Genomic DNA, 20643 nt, shown 5'->3' on the forward strand with positions numbered 1-20643 from the left:
ACGCTTCAAGCGATGAAAAGAACCACGGTTGCGTCAACTGGCGCGCCGTGGTTTTTTCATGCGTGACGCGAGCGGCTAAGACGCCGTCTGACTCGCCGCATGACCGGCAATCAACCCCAGCAGCACTTGCGCCGACTCGCTCATCTGCACTGCGTCGCGCTGCACGATGCCGATATCGCGATGAAACGTGTGGTGGCCGAGATCGATGGCGTGCACCTTTGCCGGCCAGCGTCGATACGTGGCGGTCTGCGGCACGAGCGCGACGCCCACGCCGTTGCCGACCAGTTTCACGATGGCTTCCAGTTCGTCGAGCTCGCACACTTCCTGCACGACGAGCTGCATGCGCCGCAGAAAGCGGTCCACCTGACGTCCGCCGAACGACGCGCGGTCATAGCGGATAAACGGATGCTGCGTGAGCAGCGTCATCCAGTCGCGGTTTTCCACGGCGCGCGGCACGATCAGTCGGAACGGCTCGCTGGCGATGGCGGTCCAGCGCAGATCGCTCTGGAGTGCGAAGGGTGGGCGGATGATGGCGGCCAGATCGAGTTCGCCCGCATCGACGAGATTGACGAGTTCCATCGACAGTCCCGGGATGACGCGCGTGTGCGCGCCGGGACATTGGCGATGGAAGGCGGCGAGCGCATCGGGCAGCAGGGCGCGTTGTACCGAGGCAATCGCGCCGATATTCAAGCGCACCGTGGCAGCCGGGTCCACCGCCACGGTGCTCAGGTTGCCGTAGAGGCGGATCACCTCCTGCGCCTGCACGAGCAGTTGCTGGCCGCGCGCACTCAGGCGCGCATGCCGCCCCTCGCGTTCGAACAGCGCGAAGCCTAGCTCGGCTTCAAGGCGCTGCATTTGCGCGCTCACGGCGGCCTGGGTCAGGCCGATACGCTTGGCCGCAGCGGCGAACGTGCCTTCGCGGGCCACGGCTAGCAAGGTTTTCAGCTCGCGGATCATTCACAAAAATCGTTTGTGGATAGCGAAATTATATATTGATTTTATTTTTCAACCGTGCGGCCTACCATGACGCCAACCCGTCCCCGCACGACTTCAAAAGAACGCACCAAGGAGCAAACCATGAGTCTTTCGCCGTTCCATCTGGCGATTCCCGTCTACGATCTGCCTGCCGCGCGCGACTTCTACGGCCGCGTGTTTGGCCTCGCGGAAGGCCGTTCGAGCACGCATTGGGTGGACTTCGACTTCTTCGGGCATCAACTCGTGATTCACGAGCATCCGAAGACGGCCACGCAGGAACAGGCGCACACCAACGCCGTGGACGGTCATGACGTGCCGGTGCCGCATTTCGGCGTCGTGCTGGAATGGGCGCGGTGGGAGGCGCTGGCGCAGCGCCTGCGCGAGTTCGGCACGCAGTTCGTGATCGAACCGTATATCCGCTTTCAGGGGCAGGTGGGCGAGCAGGCCACGATGTTCCTGTTCGATCCGTGCGGCAATGCGCTGGAATTCAAGGCGTTCAAGGATATCGGGCAGTTGTTTGCCAAATGAACGCCTGAAAGGGGAGAGGGCGCGCGCCAGTCGAAAACGCGCGCGCCTCGATCGACGTGTCAGCCTTCGTAGATGAAGTTGCGCACGTGCGTATTGAAGAGATCGGCGTGGGTGGCGTTCATGCCGTGCGTCGCGCCCTTCATCGTGACGCGCTGCGCGAAGTCGATCCACTCTTCGAGCGCTTCCACGTTATTGCGGAACATCAGCGGGCTGCGCTGGCCGTCGATCAGCAGCGTGCGGCACTTGATGTCCGCAGCCGGGCGGCGCGTGTAGGCGGGCAGCGGATCGTCGAGTTGCTTGGGCAGCGTCGTGGCGTTGGCGATCGCCATTTCGCGGAACGCGTGCGGGCTCTTGCGCCACGCGCCCGGCATGCTCACCGAATCCACGAACAGTTCCAGACCGTCTTCGAGCTGACCGTTCTCGATCAGGCCGGCCGCGCGGTTGCGCAGCGCGTTGGTGGCCGGCGGCAGGACGTCGTCGTCCTCTTCGAGGCGGCGCAGCGGGCCGCCCGGATCGGCGAGCACCAGCGTGCGCACGAGACGCGGATAGCGGCGCGCGAGATGGTAGGCAATGCTGCCGCCGCGCGAGTGGCCCACGACGTGCACCGATTCCAGACCCAGCGCGACGATGAAATCGGCCAGTTCGTGCAGATGGCTTTCCCAGCCGAATTCGCCCTGGATGCAGGCGTCGGCGGCCGGCCAGTAGTGGCTCAGGCTCGGCGCGATGCAGCGGAAATCGTCCTCGAGACCGTCGAGCTGCGGCGCCCAGTAACGGTAGTCGCACAGCGAGCCGTGGATGAACAGCAGCGGCTCACCCGTTCCCCGTTCGAGGTACGGCAGAACGACGCCCGAATCGAGCGTCGCGAACGACAGATCGGGCGGGGCAAGCAGGGACGGATCAATGCGTTGGTTCAAGGAGATCACTCCATTCGCGGAGATGACACTTTGCCGCATACCAACGCTTATGGGAAACGCATTAAATTGAACGTTGCTATCAGGTTTTCTGATTGTAAGTCGGGTGAAACCCTAGGTTTCACTGGCGAAACGAGAGCCGATAGCGGACGAAGTTGTCGGCGGCCACGAATTCGTCGTAGAGCCGGCGTGCGGGGTTGTCCTGGCGCGTATGCCAGTACAGGCGCGACCAGCCGCGTTGGTGTCCCAGCGCGACCAGATCGCCGATCAGCGCGCGGCCGATCCCTTTGCCGCGCACGGCGGGATCGACGAACAGGTCTTCCAGATAGCAGATGGGCGTCTCCACCCAGGTGCCCTCGTGCAGCACGCTCAGGCTCAGGCTGAAACCCGCCACGCGGCCTTCGAACACGGCGACGCGGCCGATCAGCGGCGCTTGCGGATCGAGCAGGCGCGCCCATGTGCGTTCGCTGATCTGCGGCGCGACTTCCGTTTCATAGAACGCGTTGTAGCCCGCCCAGAGCCGGAACCAGTCGGCGCGGTCGGCGGCGGCGATGTCGCGCACGGTGAGCGCGTCGGTAGCGTCAGTAGCGTCAGTAGCGTCAGGCATCGCGCAGGCTCGCGAGCGAGGCGCGCTGGTGGCCTTGCGCGTCGAAGTTCGCGGGCGCGAGCCAGGTCTCGAACGCGCGCTTCACCTGCGGCCAGTCCTGGTCGATGATCGCGAACCACGCCGTGTCGCGGCTACGGCCCTTGTAGACCACCGCCTGGCGGAAGATGCCCTCGAACTGGAAGCCGAGGCGCAGCGCGGTCTTGCGCGACGGCGCGTTGAGGCTGTCGCACTTCCACTCGTAGCGCCGGTAGCCGAGTTCGTCGAAGGCGTAGCGCATCAGCAGAAATTGCGCTTCGGTCGAAAGCGCCGTGCGCTTGAGCCGCGGCGAGAACGTCACGCTGCCGACTTCGATCGCGCCGTGCGCGGGGTCGATGCGCATCAGCGCGAAGGTGCCCACGGCCTTGCCGCTCGCGCGGTCCACGACGGCATAGTGAAGCGGATCTTCCGAGGCCGCCGCCTTCGCGAGGTAAGCGCGAAACGACGCGAAATCCTCGAACGGGCCGGTGAAGAGGTAGGTCCAGTCGCTGCCATCGGGCGCGGCGCTGTAAGCCTCGAAGAGATCGGCGGCGTGGCGCTCGACGTCGACGGGCTCGATGCGGCAGAGCGTGCCTTCGATCGTCACGCGCGCGGGGCGCTCGCGCGGCGTCCAGCCGTCCAGCGCCGCGCCGATGGGTTGCTGATACTCGTTCGTTCTCGCTGCCATGCTTCACAAGCTCCGGTCGTGCGGCGACGCCGCCGCGTGCGCAAAATTCTGCGGAAATAAAACCCCAAGATACGCCGACTCTAACGCGCCACGTGGCTCCTTTAAAGATCCACGAAGTACGAATACGCCAGGGCCACCAGAAAGACGCCCTCCGTGCGAAAAATTCGCCACCAGGTGTAACCCCGCGCCCGCTCCAGACGAATAACGTACATGAGGCGCACCGCGGGCGTGGGCCGCGACACGAAGGGGGAGCGCAAACGTGAACTGGGCGAACAGGGCGGCGCACTGGCGGCAGGCGGACGAATTCGGCCCGCAAGGCGGCGCGGCGGCGGCTATTGCGGCGCCGGACGGCTTCGGCTACGCTCAACCGATCGCGCCCGAATTCGATACCGACTTCCAGCCTGCCGCAAGCGCCACCACGATTCATGGCGCGGGCAAAACGGCCGTCGCGGGCGCGCCGTCCCATCGCCGCGACACCTCAGGACGCACTTTGTACCCAGCGGAAATCCGTCTCAAAGCGCTGTTCGTCAGCGGCCTCGAAGGCGATGCCGATGCGTACCGCACTTTTTTGCAGGAACTCACGCGCCATCTGCGCGCGTACCTGCGCCGACGCATTCCGCAGCTGCACGACGATGTGGAGGACCTCGTACAGGAGATCCTGCTCGCGGTCCACAACGCACGCCACACGTGGCGCCCCGATGAACCGCTGACCGCCTGGGTGCATGCGATTGCCCGCTACAAGCTGATGGACTTCTTTCGCTCGCGCGCGCGCCGCGAATCGCTCAACGACCCGCTCGACGATCACACCGACCTGTTCGCGCAAGCCGACGACGAACCGTGCGAGGCGCGCCGCGATATCGGTAAGCTGCTCGACCAGTTGCCGGACAAGCAGCGCCTGCCGATCGTTCATGTGAAGCTGGAAGGACGCTCGGTGGTCGAAGCCGCGAAGCTCACCGGGCTGTCCGAATCGGCCGTGAAGGTGGGCATCCACCGCGGCCTGAAGGCGCTCGCCGCGCGTATTCGGGGGGCACAATGAAGACCGACGATCTCATCAGCCTGTTGTCCACCGGCGTCACGCGCGTGGATCGCAAGGCCGTCGTGCGCCGCTTTGCGCGCGCGCTGCCGCTGGGCCTCGCGGGCTCGCTCGTGCTGGTCGCGATCGTGTTCGGCGTGCGTCATGACTTGCTGGACGTCGCACAGACGCCCATTTTCTGGGCCAAGATCGCTTTCCCGATGGCCGTGGCAATCGCCGCCGCGCTGACGGTGAGCCGGCTCGGGCGGCCCGGCGTGCGCGGCGGCTATGCGTGGGCGCTGGTGGCCGCGCCGTTCGTCGCCGTGGGACTGGCCGCCTGGGTCACGCTCGGCACCGCCGCGCCCGCCGAGCGCGTGCCGCTCATGCTTGGCGTGTCGTGGCGGACCTGTCCGTTCAATATCCTGTTGCTTACGGTGCCGACCTTCGCCGCCGTGTTCTGGGCCGCGAAGGGCTTTGCGCCCACTCGCCCGCGTCTGGCGGGCGCGGCGGCGGGACTCTTCGCGAGCGCGCTCGCAACCGTTGCCTATTGCCTCCATTGCCCGGAAATGAGCCCGGCGTTCTGGAGCATCTGGTACGCCATCGGCATGCTGCTGCCCGCCGCGATCGGTGCGTGGCTCGGGCCGCGTCTGCTGCGCTGGTAAAGAAGGGCGCTTCGTCATGGCGACGCAGCGCCCAAGACCCTTCATCCGGCTGACAATTAATTAGTTATCCTTTAATAACTAAGCGGGTCGATTCGGGCTTTCGCAGCGGTGATGCACGCGGCGCCTGTGACATGATTTAACAACGCCGCCGATGCCTTTGCCCAATAATAAGATCGTTCCTGAAGCGTTCAGACCATCACCGCATGGCTGATCTCTCGAATTGCCCGCACATCGACAGCGTGTCCCGGGCAATAGGCGCGTGGACTGACGAGGCCCGAGGTTGGTCACGGACTCTGGTGCTCCCCCACACCACTGACCAACTTCTTTTGCCAGTCTGGACGCGCATGTCCGACTGGCTCTTTTTTGGCGCCAACCTGCCGGAGAAGCCAGAAAGCCAATACAAAAAAAGCGCTTGAACGATGAGACTTGCCATCCTTTCCGGCGACGCCGAACTCACGGCGTTCACGACCCACACGCTGGCCGACGAAGACTGCGTGTGCCATCACTTCACGCTGGGCAGCGCGATGTTGCGAGCGCTGCGCCGCGAGACCTTCGATCTGCTCGTGCTCGATCACGCGTTGCCCGACATGACGGGCATTCGCGTGCTCGGTACGATACGCGCGGTCATTTCCGCCCAGATTCCCGTCATCTACGTGACGTCCTTCCATGCCGAACGCGACGAAATCTGCGCCTTGAATGCGGGCGCGGACGCCTGCGTGGTCCGTCCGCTCGAAGCGGGTGTGTTGCGCGCGCGCGTGTCGTCGGTGCTGCGCCGCGTCCGTGCCGCGCGGCAAGAAAGCGTGGCTGGCAGCCCCGGTACATTCGAGTTCGATCCGGTTGCGTGCAGCGTCTCGCGTGACGGCATCCCGATCCCTTTGACCGCGCTGCAATTCCGGCTCACGCTGCTGTTCTACCAGCACATCGGCACGACGCTTTCGCGCGAGCATATTCTCGATTTGATCTGGAAAGGCGAGACCGACGTCAATACACGCAGCGTCGACGCACAGATCAGCCGTCTACGCGCGAAGCTGCGCCTCGCGCCCGAAAACGGTTACCGGCTGGCGTCCGTGCACGGACGCGGTTACCGTCTCGACCGGCTTTGACGCACGCGCGCTCAGTGGCGGGCCGGTGCATCGAAGTCGCCGGCGCGCACGCTTTCGAGCCGGTAACCATAGCCATGCACGGACACGATCACATACCCATTGGCGGCTTGTAGCCTGAGTTTGGAGCGTAGCCAGCAGATGTGCGTGTCGACGGTGCGCGACGTGAGGCCGAAGGCCTGATGCCAGACCGATTCGAAGATCTGTGCGCGCGATAGCGGCGCGTCGAGATGGCTAAACAGCAGCCATGCGAGATCGAATTCGCGTTGTGTCAGCGTGACTGTCGAGCCGTGCAACGTGACGATGCTGCGGCTCGTGTCGAATTCATAGACGCCATAACGTGCGAGCCGCTCGGGTTTCGGCTGGCAGCTGCGCCGCAAGAGCGACGCCATGCGCGCGACCAGCACCTCGGGCGAGCGCGAGCGGACCACGTAATCGTCTGCGCCCGCGTTGAGCGCGAGCGATTCGGCTTGCGCGCCGCCGGGCCCGCCCACGAACATCACGGGCACGTCGGGCGCCAGCAGTTCACGCACCCAGTTCAGCGCCTCGATGCCGCGGCTGTCGTGTTCGAGTCCGACCACGATGAGCAGGTCGAGCGTGCCGCAGCGCAACGCGGTGGCGAGTTGCTTCATCGTCGTGATGTCGAGGCAGACGTAGTCCGACTGCGTGAGTACGCCATGAAGGAAGGCGCCGTGCCGCGAGGCGTCGTCGAAGAGACCGACGCGTATGGCCGGGCGATCCGTGCCCGCATACGCACCGGCTTCACATCGCGTGGCGGGCGCAGGCCTCGATGATTTCGGTTCGTTCATATCCGTGGGTTCGCATCAGCAGCTTGAGTGCGTGGTGTTCCTTGACGCCCATGAGGCTTCCGGGGGGCAGCCGTTCGCTGTTGTGAGGGCCGATCCAGACTTCGCGCACGGCTTCTGGCGGGAAGCCGAAGCGGAAGTACGACGTCAGGCCGTGGTTCGTGGTGCGCCAGTGGATCTGCGGCGCGCGCGCATCACTATCGGCGTCGCTCGACGAAACATAGACGAGACGCCATTCGAGTTCATGCCGGAACGACGGATCTTTCGACACCACGCCAAGCCATTCGCACGCCAGCGCGACGGCGCGAACGTGCGCGCAGCGCGCCTGATTCGCGCTCCCCGATGCGGAGGCGCAGGTGAGCGCGGCCTGAGCGAGCCGGTTTTTCAGGGTCTCGATGTGACGCGAGAGCGTCGCGTCGTCGCCGTATAGCACGGGCGTAAGCGCGATCCCGCGCGCGGAGTCGGCCAGCGCGTCGGCGTTCTGACGGGCCCGCGTAGCGTCGCCCGGCGGATGCAGCAAGTCGGAATCGAAGCCGATCGCAAAGCCTCGCCCTGCGTCCGCGTAACTCCACCATTGCGCCGTGGCGTCGCGGTTCCCGGAAAAGCAGCACGTGAACAGTTCGCGCTGGCTGAGATTGAGCGCCAACGCCAGTTCGCTGGCGAGCGTGTGCTGGCCGTCGCAGGGCTGGTGGCCCTGGGCGAGCGCATTGACGAGCATCGTGCCGACGGCATCGCCGATGCGCGCGTCGAACATCTTGCGGGCATTGCCGAGCCAGAGCGAATGGCTCTCGACGATCGAGAGAAACGCGCCGGGGTTGCAATAGTGATAGATGATGGCCATAACGCCAGCGCGACTCGCGAATGAGTTTGTCTGCCAGATGGCGCGTTCGATTCCGACGCTTCGCCCGAAAATGGCGGGCAAATCATGCGGCGGAAATAGCGCGTGCTGGAACGCGATCGCACAGTAACCAGCCGAAATCCGGCAAACAATCGGATAAATGTTAATAAGCGATAGATGTCAACATAATCAGCCGAATCAAATCTTCAATTGGAATCAAAATAAAAATCGTTATCCGATAGAACGAAGCGGCAGAGATGAAGCCAGAAATGAAAAATGCCGCTTCGTCGAAACGAAGCGGCATCGAGCCTGCGGGTCGAGCAATAAGCTGGCGGGTCAGGGCGCCTTCGTGCCACTGGCAACCGGCGCGGCGCCTACGAAGTTGTCGGCATCGCCCGTGTCGGGCTGGATGTCCTCCAGCGCGGTGCGGCTGGTTTCCACCTTGAGCGCAAGAATGGCTGCGCAAAGCACGGCTAGCACGACGCTCACCATCGCGATCACGCCCGAAACGCCAAAGCGCTCGTACAACATCAGTGCGAGCCACGGTGTGGCGATCGACGAGGTGCGTCCGCAGGTGCCTGCCACGCCGGTGCCGCGCAGGCGCACTTCGGTCGGGAACAGTTCGGGGATATAGCCGAACAGGCCGAGCGTGCAGATCGTGTAGATCGCGCTCACGAGGCAAAAGCCCACGAGCATGATGGCGACGGGCTCGCGCAGCGTCACGTAGGTCCAGCCGAGCGCGACGCTCACCACCGACGCAATCAGGATGCCGCGCGCGCGCCCGACGCGGTCGGCGATCAGATAGCCGATCAGGCCGCCCACCGGCGAGCCCACCGACATCACGAACACAAAGCCAAGCGATTTCACGATCGAGAGGCCTTGCGCGACGAAGAACGTCGGCAGCCACGCGATGAAGCCGTACAGCCCCACATTCACCGCGACAGCCGTGATGGCGGCGACGAACGTGCGGCTGCGCATGCCTCGCGCGAACAGGGCGCTCAAGGGCACCCGGCCCTTGTTCAGATCGACGGCGCGCTGCACGGGCGGCAATTCGCCCACCTGCTCGCGCACCTGGCGCTCGATGTCGGCGAGCGTCGCTTCGGCCTCTTCGAGACGGCCGACCGATTCGAGCCAGCGCGGCGACTCGGGCATGCGATGGCGCAGGAACCAGACCACGAGCGCACCCGCGCCGGCCACGGCGAACATGTAGCGCCAGCCCAGATTCGGGATGATCCAGTAGCCTGCCGCAAGCGCCGCAAAGAGGCCGCTATTGGTGATGATCGCGAGCAACGACACCCATTTGCCGCGTGTGCCCGGCGGCACGAATTCCGCGAGCGTGCCGGCCGCGACCACCAGTTCTGCGCCGAGGCCGAGACCCATGATGAAGCGCAGCGCGATCAGCCATTCGATATTGGGCGCGAAGCACGCGGCGATCGACGCGAGGCCGAACACCGCGAGATTGAGCTGATAAGAATAACGGCGGCCCAGCCGGTCGCCGAGCCAGCCCGCGATGAACGCGCCCAGCATCATGCCCACGAAAGTCGACGACACGAACATCGCGCCGTGGTGCATGTCGGTGAAGCCGTCCTTGACCATCGAGGCCACCGAGCCGTTGGCGAGATAAATGTCGAAGGCGTCGAGAAACGCGCCGCCCGCGATGAGGCCGAGTATTTTCCAGTGAAAGCGTGAAACGGGTAGCCGGTCCAGACGGCCGGCGGCATTGACCGAGTGCTGCATGAAGGTGTCTCCTTTGTAATGCCGCCTGCGCAGCCGGGAAGGCTGCGCAGGCGTCTTCTGCTTTGCTGCCGCGAGATTGTTTTTCTATGCGCGGCCTGGGTGTGGCGCTTACGGCTTCCTTCTATCGCTTGCGTGACCTGCGCTCAAACCGCGCCCGCTTCGCGCAGTGCGTGAATACGCGTCTCGTCGTAGCCGAGTTCCTTGAGGATCGTGTCGGTGTGTTCGCCCAGCGCGGGCACCGGGTCCATGCGCGGATCGTCGGCGCGCGTCATGCCGGGCGGCAACAGCGCGGGAATCTCGCCCGCGGGCGTGCCCACACGCGTCCAGCGCTCGCGCGCGGCGAGCTGCTCGTGCGCCCAGACCGCCTGCATGTCGTTGATATGCGCATTGGCGATCCGGGCTTCTTCTAGCCGCTCGATCACGTCCTGCGCGGTGAGGCTCGCGAACGCGTCTTCGATCAGCTTGCCCAGCTCCGCGCGGTGCGCCACGCGGCGGCTGTTGGCGCTGAAACGCTCGTCGGTGGCGAGGCCGGATTGGCGCAGCACGATGTCGCAGAACTGTTTCCATTCGCGCTCGTTCTGCAAACCGAGCATGACGGACTTGCCGTCGCCGGCCTTGAACGGCCCGTAAGGATAGATCGTCGCGTGCGCCGCGCCGTTGCGTTGCGGCGGCGTCTGACCGTCGATCGCGTAGTAGAGCGGGAAGCTCATCCACTCGACCATGCTTTCCAGCATCGACACGTCGATACGTCGGCCGCGCCCGGTTTTGCCGCGCTCGATCAGCGCCGCGAGGATGCTCGAATACGCGTGCATGCCCGCCGAGATATCGGCGATCGAGCAACCGGCCTTGGCGGATTCGTCGCGCGTGCCGGTGATGCTGAGAAAGCCCGATTCGCTCTGGATCAGCAGGTCGTAGGCTTTCTTGTCGCGATACGGGCCATCGCCGCCATAGCCGGAGATATCGCAGACGATCAGGCGCGGATAGCGCTCGCGCAACGTTTCGTAGTCCAGACCGAGACGTTGCGTGGCGCCCGGCGCGAGATTCTGCACGAACACATCGGCATCGGCGAGCAGGCTGTGCACGATCTCCAGCGCTTCGGCGCGCTTCACGTCGAGCGTGAGGCTTTCTTTCGAGCGGTTGGTCCAGACGAAATGCGAGGCGAGGCCATGCACGCGCTCGTCGTAGCCGCGCGCAAAATCGCCCACGCCGGGGCGTTCGACCTTGATGACGCGCGCGCCGAGATCGGCGAGCTGGCGGGTGCAGAACGGCGCCGCGATCGCATGCTCGAACGTGACGACCTTGATGCCTTCGAGAGGGCGCATGGGAAGCTCCTGGACTCGATCAGAACGAACGCGGCAGGCCGAGCATGTGTTCGGCGACGTAGGAGAGAATCAGGTTGGTCGAGATCGGTGCGACCTGATAGAGACGCGTCTCGCGGAACTTGCGCTCCACGTCGTATTCGCACGCGAAGCCGAAACCGCCGTGGAACTGCAGACAGGCGTTGGCGGCTTCCCACGAGGCGTCGGCCGCGAGCAGCTTTGCCATATTGGCCTGCGCACCGCAAGGCTGGTGGGCGTCGAAACGGCGGGCGGCCTCGAAGCGCATCAGGTTGGCGGCTTCCACGTTGACGAACGAGCGCGCGATCGGGAACTGCACGCCCTGGTTCTGCCCGATCGGGCGGCCGAATACCTGGCGGTCCTTGACATATTTCGTCACCCGGTCGATGAACCAGTAGCCGTCGCCGATACATTCGGCAGCGATCAGCGTGCGCTCGGCATTCAGGCCGTCGAGAATGTACTTGAAGCCCTTGCCTTCCTCGCCGATGAGGTTTTCCGCCGGAATTTCGAGGTTGTCGAAGAACAGCTCATTGGTCTCGTGATTGACCATGTTGAGGATCGGCTGCACGGTCAGACCCTTGCCGATCGCCTCGCGCAGATCGACGATAAAGATCGACATGCCTTCGCTTTTCTTCGTCACGTCCGAGAGCGGTGTCGTGCGCGCGAGCAGGATCATCAGGTCCGAGTGCTGCACGCGCGAGATCCACACCTTCTGGCCGTTGATCACGTAACGATCGCCCTTGCGCACCGCCGTGGTCTTGATCTTGGTGGTGTCCGTGCCGGTGGTCGGCTCGGTCACGCCCATCGACTGCAGGCGCAGCTCGCCGCTCGCGATCTTCGGCAGATACTCGCGCTTCTGCGCTTCCGAGCCGTGGCGCAACAGCGTGCCCATGTTGTACATCTGGCCGTGGCACGCGCCCGAATTCCCGCCGCTGCGGTTGATCTCTTCCATGATCACCGACGCTTCCGTGAGACCGAGGCCCGAACCGCCGTACTCCTGCGGAATCAGCGCGGCGAGCCAGCCCGCCTTGGTGAGCGCATCGACGAAGGCTTCGGGATAGCCACGCGTCTCGTCGATCTTGCGGAAATACTCGTCCGGGAACTGGCTGCACAGATCGCGCACAGCGTCGCGGATGTCCTGGTATTGGTCGGTCGTCTCGGTCATTGCTGGGTTTCCGTCTGGATACTTTGTGAATTCAATTTGGGGCTGCGAACGGTTGCAGGCCGCTCAGGCCAGCACGGCGTGCGCCGACATCGTCAGCCAGCCTTCGTGGTCCTCGGCCCAAAGCTCGATGCTCTTGCCGTCTTGCGCGCGGCGTCCGCATATCGTGAAGCGGTTGCCGAGGAAGGTCGGGCGCACGGCCTTGAAGCGGTATTCGCGCACCACGGCTTCGGGCGCGAAGCGCGCGACCGAGTCGAGCAACAGCGTGGCGATCAGCGGGCCATGCACGACGAGGTCGGGATAGCCTTCCGCGTCGCGCGCGTAGTCGCGGTCGTAGTGAATGCGATGGCCATTGAAAGTGAGCGCCGAATAGCGGAACAGCAGCACTTCGCTGGGCGCGATCTCGCGGCGCCAGTCGGCGCCGTCGGGCGCTGCAGTGGGCTTGGCTTGCGCCTGGCCGGACTGGCCTGGCTGCGCCGCTTCGCGATAGACGATGTCCTGCTCTTCGCGGATCGCTGTGACGCCATCGACCTGGATGTCATGTTCGACGGTCACGAAGGCGAGACGCCCGCTGCGGCCTTCCTTGTGCTCGACCGACAACACGCGCGAGACGCGCTCGGCCTGTGCGCCGATCGTGAGCGGCGCGTTGAACGTGATGCGCCCGCCCGCCGCCATGCGGCGCGGCAGGCCCAGGTCGGGCAGGAAGCCGCCTTTTTGCGGATGGCCGTCCGGGCCGAGTTCGGCTTGCGGCGCGGCGGACCAGAAGTAGAGCCAGTGCCAGATCGGCGGGAGGGCGTCGCCCGTGCGCGGCACGTGGCTGCAGTCGAGCGTGGCGGCTAGCGCGGCGGCGGGAGCGAGGGAAATCGTGTCGCTGACGGACTGGACCGCGCTTGCCTGCGGTTCAGTGGAAGAGCTGTGCATGGCCGTCTCCTGCGCCGTTCGGGCCGGCGCATTGCAATAGGAATGAGGCGACTGTATGTGAATGTTCCGGGACGCGGAAATACGGTTTGAATGTGCCGGTCATAGGGGTATCCTATGGCCCTTGCATCGAGGGCCCGCCCTATGGACGTTCGTCAGCTTCGTTATTTCGTCAACATCGTCGACTACGGCAGCCTCGGCAAGGCCGCGGAAAAGCTCTATGTGGCGCAGCCGTCGCTAAGCCAGCAGATCGCCAAGCTGGAGGACGACCTGGGCGTGCCGCTGCTCGTGCGCAGCCCGCAGGGCGTCAAGCCTACCGCTGCCGGGCAGGCGCTTTACCGGCACGCGCGGCTCGTGCTGCATCAGATGGAGCAGTTGCGCCAGGAAGTGCGCGAAGGCGTGGGCGCGGAATCGGGCACGGTCGCCATTGGCCTGCCGACCACGATGGCGTCTGTGCTGGCCATGCCGGTGTTCGCACGCGTGCGCGAGCGCTTTCCCGGCATCCGCCTACAGTTCTTCGAGAGCATGAGCGGCTATCTGAACGAGTTGCTCGCGAACGGGCGGCTCGATCTCGCGATTCTGTTCCGCGATACGGCCACGCCCGGCATCTCGGCGTTGCCGGTGCTCGACGAAGAACTGTATGTGATGGGCGAACCCGGCTTGCCCGCGCGCTCGCGCACCTGCACGCTGGCCTCGCTCGCGGACGTGCCGCTGGTCGCGCCCGGCGTCTCGAATGGCCTGCGCCTGCTGCTGGAGCGCACCTTCGCGCGCGAACAGGTGCCGCTGAACATCATCGCCGATATCGATTCCTTGCCGATGCTGCTCTCGGCGGCGCAATCGGGCGCCGCCTGCACGATCCTGCCGTCGTCCGCGCTGGCCTTGCGCGCGCCTGCGGAGCGGCCCAAGACGCGCCGCATCGTCGACCCGGTGATCCGGCGGCCCGCGAGCATTTGCTGGCCGAACGCGCTGCCGGTCAGTTCGGCGTCGCTGGCGGTGCGCCGCACGATCTGCGATCTGATCGAGGAACTGTGCGCAAGCGGAGTGTGGACGGGGATCGAACTGCGGGAGGCGGGGATTGCGGCGGGCTGACGCGCCGCGCGCCTGAGCGGGCGCGGCACGTCGCATCTGGAAGGGTTACTGCGCGGCCTTCGTGCTGTCGTCGACGCGCTTGGGCTTGGGCGGCGAGGCGATCTTGGCGTACTGGAACGCCGGCGTGGCCTTGAGCGCGTCCTTGGTCGCGCCCGGCAGATAGAGATTGCCGCTGCGCACTTCGAGCGAGGCGATCGGCACCGCCACGTCATGCACGCCGACACCGAGGAAACCACCGGCCGAGACGATAGCCGCCGAGACCGAACCGTCCGGCGCGACGATCAGGTCGCGCACCGTGCCGACCTTGGCGTTGTCGTCGTTATACACAGCCTTGCCGAGCACGCTCTTCTTCACGCTCCAGCCTTCGAGCAGCGCCTGCGATTGCTCGACCGTGACGCTCAACGGCTGCGCACCCGCGACCTGGGCTTGCGCGCTTGCGCTGGCTACACCCACGGCCACAACGGCGGCCGCCAACATCGTCATGCGAAAAGACATTTATCGTGCTCCTGATCCAGGGGTTAAGTCGCGGCGGGGCCGCATCAAAGACATCGGGTTGACATACTAGCGGGATCGGGAGAAGGGTGCGCTTAAGCTGCATTGGCTTTGGGGGCGGCCTGCCGCTCACGGCACGCGCGTACGTGTCACTTCGACGATGCTTTCGTCGTCATCGCGGCGCCCTACGAGGCTGCGCTTTCTCGCAAGCCGCGCGCTCTTGCCGATCATGAGCAGGTGATAGTAGAGCCGCAAACTCAAGCCGAAGCGATACGCGTACAGATGGCTCAACGCGAGCGTGAGCCCCGCGCGCGCCTGACTGTTGCGCGCATGCAGCGAGACCACGATGGGCACGAGCCGCCGCAAGGCCTGGCGTCGCGCGGGTTCGAGTTCGAGCGGCAACGCCAGTTCCTTGAGGAAATGCCACGCGGCCATCGACGCGGCGCTGGGTGTTTGCCGCGTGGCCTGCGAAACCGAGACCGCGCTCTTGCGATAGCACGACACATACTCGTCGACAAAACACACGCCACGCGCGGCCAGACATAAGCGCACGCCGAACACAAAATCGCAGCACACCGCATAGCGCTCGTCGTAGCCGATGCTTTTGACGAGCGCGGCATCGGCGAGCCAGCCGTTATTCGGAAACATCTGCACGATGCCCGTGCGCCCCGCGAGACGCTGCACCCCCTGCGCCGCAGGCCCGCGATGAAACGCCTGATTCATGCGCCGGCTTGCGGCCAGATCAATCTCGCCGTGCGGATCGGCCTCGTACTGTTTGCCGAATGCCACGTCGATGCCGGGATAGCGCGTCCATTGCGCCAGCAGACATTCAATGCCGGTTTCGCTCAGATAGTCGTCGTCGTGAATCAGGAGGATCTTTTCGCCGCTTGCGCGCGCAAAGAGGCTCGCGACATTGCGCGCCTGGCCGAGCGCAGGCACATTGCGCCGATAAACGATGCGCGTCTCGTGCGCATAACGCGCGGCGATCAGGCGCTCGGTGCGCGTGTCCGGCGAATCGTCGCCGATCAGGATCTCGACGTTCTCGTGCGTCTGCGCCAGGCATGAATCGAGGCAACGGATCAGCAGATCCGGCCGATTGCACGTGGGCAGACAGATGGAGACTCGGGTTGTTATCGTCATGGGCCTACCCCAACAGAAAGAGCTTCGCAAAGCGGTTCGCATGGCGAACGGCTGGCATGACGGTAAGGGATAAAAACTCGAAAGAAATTGAAAATAAATCGAAAGGTATGGCGATACGGGAAAACGATGATTTAAAGGGGATTTAAAGCGAAATCGTCAGACGATTGAGTAAGAAGGGGTGGTTGTATCGCGGGTGAATGCCTTTCCATTCGTTAATCGTGAAAGGTATTCTGGCCTGGGCGTCCAGGCTGTTGCGCGGGAGTACGCAATCTTGCGCGCGGGTCGATTAGCATCTTGGCTTCGACGCCGCTGCTTTGCGTGTCGCCTGAATCCCGAATGTCACGTTCGCCGCCATGACGCCCAATTCCTACGTTCATAAACCGCTCACGCCATTTCGCCGCGCACTCGCGCGCTTCTCCCTGTCCGAGATGGCGAAATACACCAAGCTCACGCTCGGCATGTGGATCGGCTTTTCGATTCCCTATCACTTCGGTTATCCGGACGCGGCCGTCGCGCTGGCGGGCTCGACGATGCTCACGCTCGCGCTCGGCAGTTCGATTTCCGCGGCGCGCGGCTATTTCTATAAGCGCGTCACCTCGAATCTGGTCGCCATGCCGATCGGCACGCTCCTGATCTGGCTGACCGCGCCGCATCTCTGGCTCGGCGTCCTGCTGCTGCCCATCGTGATCTTCGCGATCGTGCGCGTGCGGCCCTCGGTGTTTCAGATGACGAGCATCACCGTGCCGATGACGCTCGTGCTCTACACCGGCGAACATATTCCGCTGCTGGAGCAGCGACTGATCGGCGTGGTGCTGGGCATGCTGCTCGGCTTCGTCATTCAGCAGATCGTGTTTCCGCCCGATCACGGCTATTGGGCCAATACGCTCGTCAACGAAGGCAACGAGCGCGCGCTCAAGCTGCTCGACGACATCGCCAACGGCACGCTGGACCAGGCGCAATTGCGCGCCTCGACTGCGGCGCTGCGTAAAGCGAGCAGTAATCTCAAAGAGGCGCACGATCTGTTGAAGGCCGATCTCGCGCAATCGTGGGTGTCGGCGCACCTGGAACGCAATCGCGTGCGCGTGCCGCTTTTCTGGTGCTATCACGAACTGTTCGATTCGGTCGTCAATTTTCTGGAGACCTTCGACACGTTCAATGCGCAATTCGAAACCTTGAATGCGCAATGGAAAGACGATTTCCGCCAGGGGCTGGCGCGGCTTGTCGAAGCGCATCGCCAACTCGCGCTCGTGGCCGATCTGCGCGTCGAGCGCCCGGAGCTGATGATGCGGCCGCTGCCGATGTCGGCGCTCCATGCTCTCGTCGACGCCTTGCCCGCGGCGGGCGTCTATACGAGCGTCTATCTTGGCCACCTCACCGGCTACGGCATTTTGCTGTCGCGCCTGAACGCCATGCACACGGAACATCTGGGCGACGCCGCACAACAGGCCGCGACGCAATAACGGGCGATAGCGGCTGCCTTCGCGCAGCCGTTTTTCTCGCTCCCTTGCGGCGAAGAGAAAATAATTCTTCGCCAGGCGCCGGACGGCGCGGAATTTGGAACCACTTTCTACGGCGTGCCACGTAGCATAAGTCCCCATTCCAGACGCAATCGAGCAAAAAACAGAATGGGCGACACACTGCATTATTTCGACTACGCGGCCACGACGCCGGCCGACCCGCGCGTGATCGCGGCCATGTGCGAATGCCTCGGCATCGAAGGCGCGTTCGGCAATCCGGCTTCCAGTTCCCACGCGGCGGGCGTCAAGGCGCGCGGGCTCGTGGAACAGTCGCGCGCCCAGGTGGCGGCGCTGATCGGCGCATCGGCCGATGAAATCGTCTGGACCTCGGGCGCGACCGAATCGAACAATCTCGCGCTCAAGGGTTTCGCCGAAACCGCCACGCGACGCCACCTCGTCACGAGTTGCCTCGAACACAAGGCGATTCTCGACACCATGGCAAGCCTCGAACAGCGCGGCATGCAGGTGAGTTATGTGCGTCCCGACGCGAGCGGCAGCATTGGCGTCGAAGCCGTGAAAGCGGCCTTGCGCGAAGACACCGGACTCGTTTCGCTGATGCTCGTGAACAACGAGATCGGCACGCTCACGGACATCGCCGCCATCGCGCCGCTCGTGCACGCAGCGGGCGCGCTGCTGCACGTGGACGCGGCGCAGGCGCTCGGCAAGACGCCGATCGACGTGAAGGCGATGGGTATCGACCTGCTGTCGATGTCGGCGCACAAGGTGTATGGGCCCAAGGGCATTGGCGCGCTGTACGTGAGCCGCGAGGCGGCCGCACGCATCGCGCCGCAGATGCACGGCGGCGGCCACGAGCGCGGCCTGCGCTCGGGGACGCTTGCCACGCACCAGATCGTTGGCATGGGGACGGCCTGCGCGCTGGCGGCCGAGCACCTGGAAACGGACACGCAGCGCATCGCGCAACTCGCGGCACAACTGCTCGACGGTTTGCGCGACCTGGACATCGTGCAGCAGAACGCGACCGGCGCGCGACGGATTCCGCATACGTTGAGCCTCACGATCCACTCGAACGGTTTCTTCCCGTTCATGCTTGCGGCCGATCTGGCGGTGTCGTCCACGTCTGCATGCAATTCGGCTTCGGGCGCGCCGTCGCATGTATTGAGCGCGATCGGCCTGAATGCCGAGGCGGCCAGCCGCACGCTGCGCTTCAGCCTCGGCCGCTATACCACGGCACAGGACGTCGATCACGCGATTGCTTGTCTGCGCGCAGTCGTGGCGCAATGCGAGCCGCGCGTTACGGCATAACGCGCGTAGCACGGCACAAAGCCGCGTAAAGTATCGGGCGATAACGCCCACCCGCGCCGCCCGGAACGTTCCGGGCGGCGCGCGCATTTTGCGCGGGCGTTGAGTGAAACGAGCCTCCTATGCCCGATCCCGCCTCTTCCATCGCAACGCACGCGCCCACGATCTACACCGCCGATATCGGCGGCTCGTTCATGCGCCTCGCCGCTTGCGCCGCCGACGGCTCGCTCACGCTGCTCGCGAAGCAGCCGACTCCCACAGACGACTGGACCCAGTTCGCCGATGCGCTCGGCGACTTGCTTGCCGCGCACGCGCATCTCGACACTGAACATCATCGCGCGCCGCTCGCGCTCTCCATCGCTGGTTTGATCGACCCGCTCGACGGCGCAGCGCTTTCCGCCAATATCCCCTGCATTACGGGCCGCAGACTCGCGAGCGAGCTCGCGGCGCTGCTGGGCCGCGCCGTGTTCGCGGCCAACGACGCCGATTGCCTCGCGCTCGCCGAGGCCGTGTCTGGCGCGGGCGCGGGGCATCGCGTGGTGTTCGCCGCTGTGCTCGGCACGGGCGTGGGCGGAGGACTCGTCGCAAACGGGCGGCTGATACGCGGCGCGGGCGGTGTGACGGGCGAGTGGGGCCACGGGCCGATCGTCAACACGCAGTGCGTAATCGATAGCGAAGCAGAACCGCTTTACGTGCCGCGCTTTTCGTGTGGCTGTGGCCAAACGGGCTGCGTCGATACGATCGGTGGCGCGCGCGGCATCGAGCGTTTGCATGCGCATTTGCATAGCGGGGCCACCCAGGACAGCCGCGCGATACTCGCCGCGTGGTCGCAAGGCGATGCCGCCGCTACACGCACGCTCGACGCCTGGCGCGAACTGGTCGCCGACCCGCTCGCCGCGGTCGTCAACATCACGGGGGCGTCGGTCGTGACGGTGGGCGGCGGTCTCGCCTCGGCGAGTGCGCTGATCGAGCGGCTCGATCTGGCCGTGCGGGCGCGCGTGCTGCATCGGCGCGAACAGCCGCTGGTCGTGCCCGGACGCTATCGCGACGAAGGCGGCCTGATCGGTGCAGCGCTGCTTGCGCGGCAAGCGTAAATACACAGGAACCACCACCATGACCGTTTTGCTCGAAGTCTGTGTCGATAGCGTCGATGGCCTCGAAGCCGCCATCGCGGGCGGTGCGGATCGCATCGAACTCTGCTCCGCCCTTGATCTCGGCGGCCTCACGCCCACGCCGGGCCTGATCGCGGCTGCGTCGCGCGCGCCCATTCCGGTCTACGCGATGATCCGCCCGCATGCGCGCTCGTTCGTCTGGACGCCCGCCGACGCGGCCGCGATGCTCGCCGATATCGACGCCGTGCGCGCCGCGAAGCTGGCGGGCGTGGTGCTCGGCGCGGCGCTGCCCGACGGTGCGCTCGACATCGAACTGCTGGAGACGTTACAGGCACGCGCGCAGTTGCATGGACTGGGCGCCACGCTGCATCGCGTGTTCGACCTCGTACCCGATCCGGCGCGCGCGCTCGAAGCGGCCATCGCGCTGGGCTTCGAGCGTGTGTTGACGTCGGGCGGCGCGGTGCGTGCAGAGGAAGGGATCGTGATGCTCTATGCGCTCGTGCGGCAGGCGGCGGGGCGCATCGGCATCTTGCCTGGCAGCGGTATATCGGCCGATAACGCCGCGCGTATCGTGCAGGCCGCGGGCGCGAAGGAAGTGCATGCGTCGTGTCGCGAAACCTTCGCGCACGACGACAGCAAAGGCGTCGAACTGGGCTTCTTTCCCGCGCGTCAGGGCAGCACGTCGGCGAGCGCAGTGCGTGCGCTCAAGCACGCGCTCGCGTCGATGGGCTGAACGC

Annotated in this window: 19 protein-coding genes and 1 pseudogene; 9 read left to right on the forward strand and 11 right to left on the reverse strand. The window is 65.0% G+C overall.

The annotated features are described in order from the left end of the window. Nucleotides 1-75 precede the first annotated feature (75 nt). Nucleotides 76-957 carry a LysR family transcriptional regulator gene (locus tag U5782_RS37710; protein ID WP_322048952.1) on the reverse strand — a complete coding sequence of 294 codons (882 nt, stop codon included), beginning with the start codon at nt 955-957 and terminating at the stop codon, nt 76-78. A gap of 120 nt (nt 958-1077) precedes the next feature. Between U5782_RS37710 and U5782_RS37715 the strand changes: the two genes are divergently transcribed. Then, the gene (locus U5782_RS37715; RefSeq protein WP_322048953.1) at nt 1078-1503 is read left to right on the forward strand and encodes a VOC family protein; all 426 of its coding nucleotides are present in this window, start codon (nt 1078-1080) and stop codon (nt 1501-1503) included. 59 nt (nt 1504-1562) lie between these two features. Here the strand turns inward: U5782_RS37715 and U5782_RS37720 are convergent, their stop codons facing one another. Both U5782_RS37720 and U5782_RS37725 read right to left on the reverse strand, forming a co-directional pair. Continuing rightward, nucleotides 1563-2417: an alpha/beta hydrolase gene (locus U5782_RS37720; protein ID WP_322048954.1), complete on the reverse strand. Its 855-nt coding sequence runs from the start codon at nt 2415-2417 to the stop codon at nt 1563-1565. 118 nt (nt 2418-2535) lie between these two features. Next, a pseudogene (locus U5782_RS37725) lies at nt 2536-3724 on the reverse strand (GNAT family N-acetyltransferase). A 490-nt stretch (nt 3725-4214) separates the two neighbouring features. Between U5782_RS37725 and U5782_RS37730 the strand changes: the two are divergent. From U5782_RS37730 to U5782_RS37740, 3 genes are all read left to right on the forward strand, one after another. Then, nucleotides 4215-4760, forward strand: coding sequence for a sigma-70 family RNA polymerase sigma factor (locus tag U5782_RS37730; protein WP_322048987.1), 546 nt, complete (start codon nt 4215-4217; stop codon nt 4758-4760). Further along, nucleotides 4757-5398 (forward strand): DUF1109 domain-containing protein, encoded by a 642-nt coding sequence (locus tag U5782_RS37735; RefSeq protein WP_322048955.1) that lies wholly within the window; start codon nt 4757-4759, stop codon nt 5396-5398. Before U5782_RS37730 ends, U5782_RS37735 begins: the two co-directional genes overlap by 4 nt. Before the next feature lie 419 nt (nt 5399-5817). Continuing rightward, the gene (locus tag U5782_RS37740; protein WP_322048956.1) at nt 5818-6501 is read left to right on the forward strand and encodes a response regulator transcription factor; all 684 of its coding nucleotides are present in this window, start codon (nt 5818-5820) and stop codon (nt 6499-6501) included. 11 nt (nt 6502-6512) lie between these two features. Here U5782_RS37740 and U5782_RS37745 read toward each other — a convergent pair whose 3' ends face one another. The 6 genes from U5782_RS37745 to U5782_RS37770 all read right to left on the reverse strand — a co-directional run bounded on the left by U5782_RS37745 (nt 6513) and on the right by U5782_RS37770 (nt 13299). Continuing rightward, nucleotides 6513-7307: a response regulator transcription factor gene (locus U5782_RS37745; protein ID WP_322048957.1), complete on the reverse strand. Its 795-nt coding sequence runs from the start codon at nt 7305-7307 to the stop codon at nt 6513-6515. After that, nucleotides 7261-8145 carry a DUF2971 domain-containing protein gene (locus U5782_RS37750; RefSeq protein WP_322048958.1) on the reverse strand — a complete coding sequence of 295 codons (885 nt, stop codon included), beginning with the start codon at nt 8143-8145 and terminating at the stop codon, nt 7261-7263. Before U5782_RS37750 ends, U5782_RS37745 begins: the two co-directional genes overlap by 47 nt. Before the next feature lie 333 nt (nt 8146-8478). Then, nucleotides 8479-9879, reverse strand: coding sequence for an MFS transporter (locus tag U5782_RS37755; RefSeq protein ID WP_322048959.1), 1401 nt, complete (start codon nt 9877-9879; stop codon nt 8479-8481). 143 nt (nt 9880-10022) lie between these two features. Beyond that, nucleotides 10023-11201 (reverse strand): CaiB/BaiF CoA-transferase family protein, encoded by a 1179-nt coding sequence (locus tag U5782_RS37760; RefSeq protein ID WP_322048960.1) that lies wholly within the window; start codon nt 11199-11201, stop codon nt 10023-10025. 19 nt (nt 11202-11220) lie between these two features. Further along, nucleotides 11221-12381, reverse strand: a complete 1161-nt coding sequence (locus U5782_RS37765; RefSeq protein ID WP_322048961.1) for an acyl-CoA dehydrogenase family protein — start codon at nt 12379-12381, stop codon at nt 11221-11223. A 63-nt stretch (nt 12382-12444) separates the two neighbouring features. After that, the gene (locus U5782_RS37770; protein WP_322048962.1) at nt 12445-13299 is read right to left on the reverse strand and encodes an acyl-CoA dehydrogenase; all 855 of its coding nucleotides are present in this window, start codon (nt 13297-13299) and stop codon (nt 12445-12447) included. Between the two features lie 141 nt (nt 13300-13440). Here U5782_RS37770 and U5782_RS37775 point away from each other — a divergent pair, with 141 nt between their 5' ends. After that, nucleotides 13441-14385, forward strand: coding sequence for a LysR substrate-binding domain-containing protein (locus U5782_RS37775; RefSeq protein WP_322048963.1), 945 nt, complete (start codon nt 13441-13443; stop codon nt 14383-14385). 45 nt (nt 14386-14430) lie between these two features. On the opposite strand, the gene U5782_RS37780 is transcribed toward U5782_RS37775, so the two are convergent. Continuing rightward, complete coding sequence (locus U5782_RS37780) at nt 14431-14880, reverse strand: PRC-barrel domain-containing protein (RefSeq protein WP_322048964.1); 450 nt, start codon at nt 14878-14880, stop codon at nt 14431-14433. A 126-nt stretch (nt 14881-15006) separates the two neighbouring features. Continuing rightward, complete coding sequence (locus U5782_RS37785) at nt 15007-16017, reverse strand: glycosyltransferase family A protein (protein WP_322048965.1); 1011 nt, start codon at nt 16015-16017, stop codon at nt 15007-15009. A 353-nt stretch (nt 16018-16370) separates the two neighbouring features. Here U5782_RS37785 and U5782_RS37790 point away from each other — a divergent pair, with 353 nt between their 5' ends. From U5782_RS37790 to U5782_RS37805, 4 genes are all read left to right on the forward strand, one after another. Beyond that, nucleotides 16371-17477: an FUSC family protein gene (locus U5782_RS37790; protein ID WP_322048966.1), complete on the forward strand. Its 1107-nt coding sequence runs from the start codon at nt 16371-16373 to the stop codon at nt 17475-17477. 165 nt (nt 17478-17642) lie between these two features. Continuing rightward, nucleotides 17643-18797, forward strand: coding sequence for a cysteine desulfurase family protein (locus tag U5782_RS37795; protein WP_415914487.1), 1155 nt, complete (start codon nt 17643-17645; stop codon nt 18795-18797). Nucleotides 18798-18916: 119 nt separating this feature from the next. Then, nucleotides 18917-19888: an ROK family protein gene (locus U5782_RS37800; protein ID WP_322048967.1), complete on the forward strand. Its 972-nt coding sequence runs from the start codon at nt 18917-18919 to the stop codon at nt 19886-19888. Between the two features lie 19 nt (nt 19889-19907). Continuing rightward, complete coding sequence (locus U5782_RS37805) at nt 19908-20639, forward strand: copper homeostasis protein CutC (RefSeq protein WP_322048968.1); 732 nt, start codon at nt 19908-19910, stop codon at nt 20637-20639. Nucleotides 20640-20643: the final 4 nt, after the last annotated feature.

The sequence above is a fragment of the Paraburkholderia sp. J67 genome (assembly GCF_905220265.1).
Classification (GTDB): domain Bacteria; phylum Pseudomonadota; class Gammaproteobacteria; order Burkholderiales; family Burkholderiaceae; genus Paraburkholderia.

Bases quoted from the DNA above. Each gene is read 5' to 3' on its own strand.
- U5782_RS37780 (WP_322048964.1), bottom strand. From the start codon at position 14,880: ATGTCTTTTCGCATGACGATGTTGGCGGCCGCCGTTGTGGCCGTGGGT.
- U5782_RS37745 (WP_322048957.1), bottom strand. From the start codon at position 7,307: ATGAACGAACCGAAATCATCGAGGCCTGCGCCCGCCACGCGATGTGAA.
- U5782_RS37775 (WP_322048963.1), top strand. From the start codon at position 13,441: ATGGACGTTCGTCAGCTTCGTTATTTCGTCAACATCGTCGACTACGGC.
- U5782_RS37735 (WP_322048955.1), top strand. From the start codon at position 4,757: ATGAAGACCGACGATCTCATCAGCCTGTTGTCCACCGGCGTCACGCGC.
- U5782_RS37710 (WP_322048952.1), bottom strand. From the start codon at position 957: ATGATCCGCGAGCTGAAAACCTTGCTAGCCGTGGCCCGCGAAGGCACG.
- U5782_RS37800 (WP_322048967.1), top strand. From the start codon at position 18,917: ATGCCCGATCCCGCCTCTTCCATCGCAACGCACGCGCCCACGATCTAC.
- U5782_RS37755 (WP_322048959.1), bottom strand. From the start codon at position 9,879: ATGCAGCACTCGGTCAATGCCGCCGGCCGTCTGGACCGGCTACCCGTT.
- U5782_RS37765 (WP_322048961.1), bottom strand. From the start codon at position 12,381: ATGACCGAGACGACCGACCAATACCAGGACATCCGCGACGCTGTGCGC.
- U5782_RS37785 (WP_322048965.1), bottom strand. From the start codon at position 16,017: ATGACGATAACAACCCGAGTCTCCATCTGTCTGCCCACGTGCAATCGG.
- U5782_RS37760 (WP_322048960.1), bottom strand. From the start codon at position 11,201: ATGCGCCCTCTCGAAGGCATCAAGGTCGTCACGTTCGAGCATGCGATC.
- U5782_RS37795 (WP_415914487.1), top strand. From the start codon at position 17,643: ATGGGCGACACACTGCATTATTTCGACTACGCGGCCACGACGCCGGCC.
- U5782_RS37750 (WP_322048958.1), bottom strand. From the start codon at position 8,145: ATGGCCATCATCTATCACTATTGCAACCCCGGCGCGTTTCTCTCGATC.
- U5782_RS37805 (WP_322048968.1), top strand. From the start codon at position 19,908: ATGACCGTTTTGCTCGAAGTCTGTGTCGATAGCGTCGATGGCCTCGAA.
- U5782_RS37770 (WP_322048962.1), bottom strand. From the start codon at position 13,299: ATGCACAGCTCTTCCACTGAACCGCAGGCAAGCGCGGTCCAGTCCGTC.
- U5782_RS37790 (WP_322048966.1), top strand. From the start codon at position 16,371: ATGACGCCCAATTCCTACGTTCATAAACCGCTCACGCCATTTCGCCGC.
- U5782_RS37740 (WP_322048956.1), top strand. From the start codon at position 5,818: ATGAGACTTGCCATCCTTTCCGGCGACGCCGAACTCACGGCGTTCACG.
- U5782_RS37715 (WP_322048953.1), top strand. From the start codon at position 1,078: ATGAGTCTTTCGCCGTTCCATCTGGCGATTCCCGTCTACGATCTGCCT.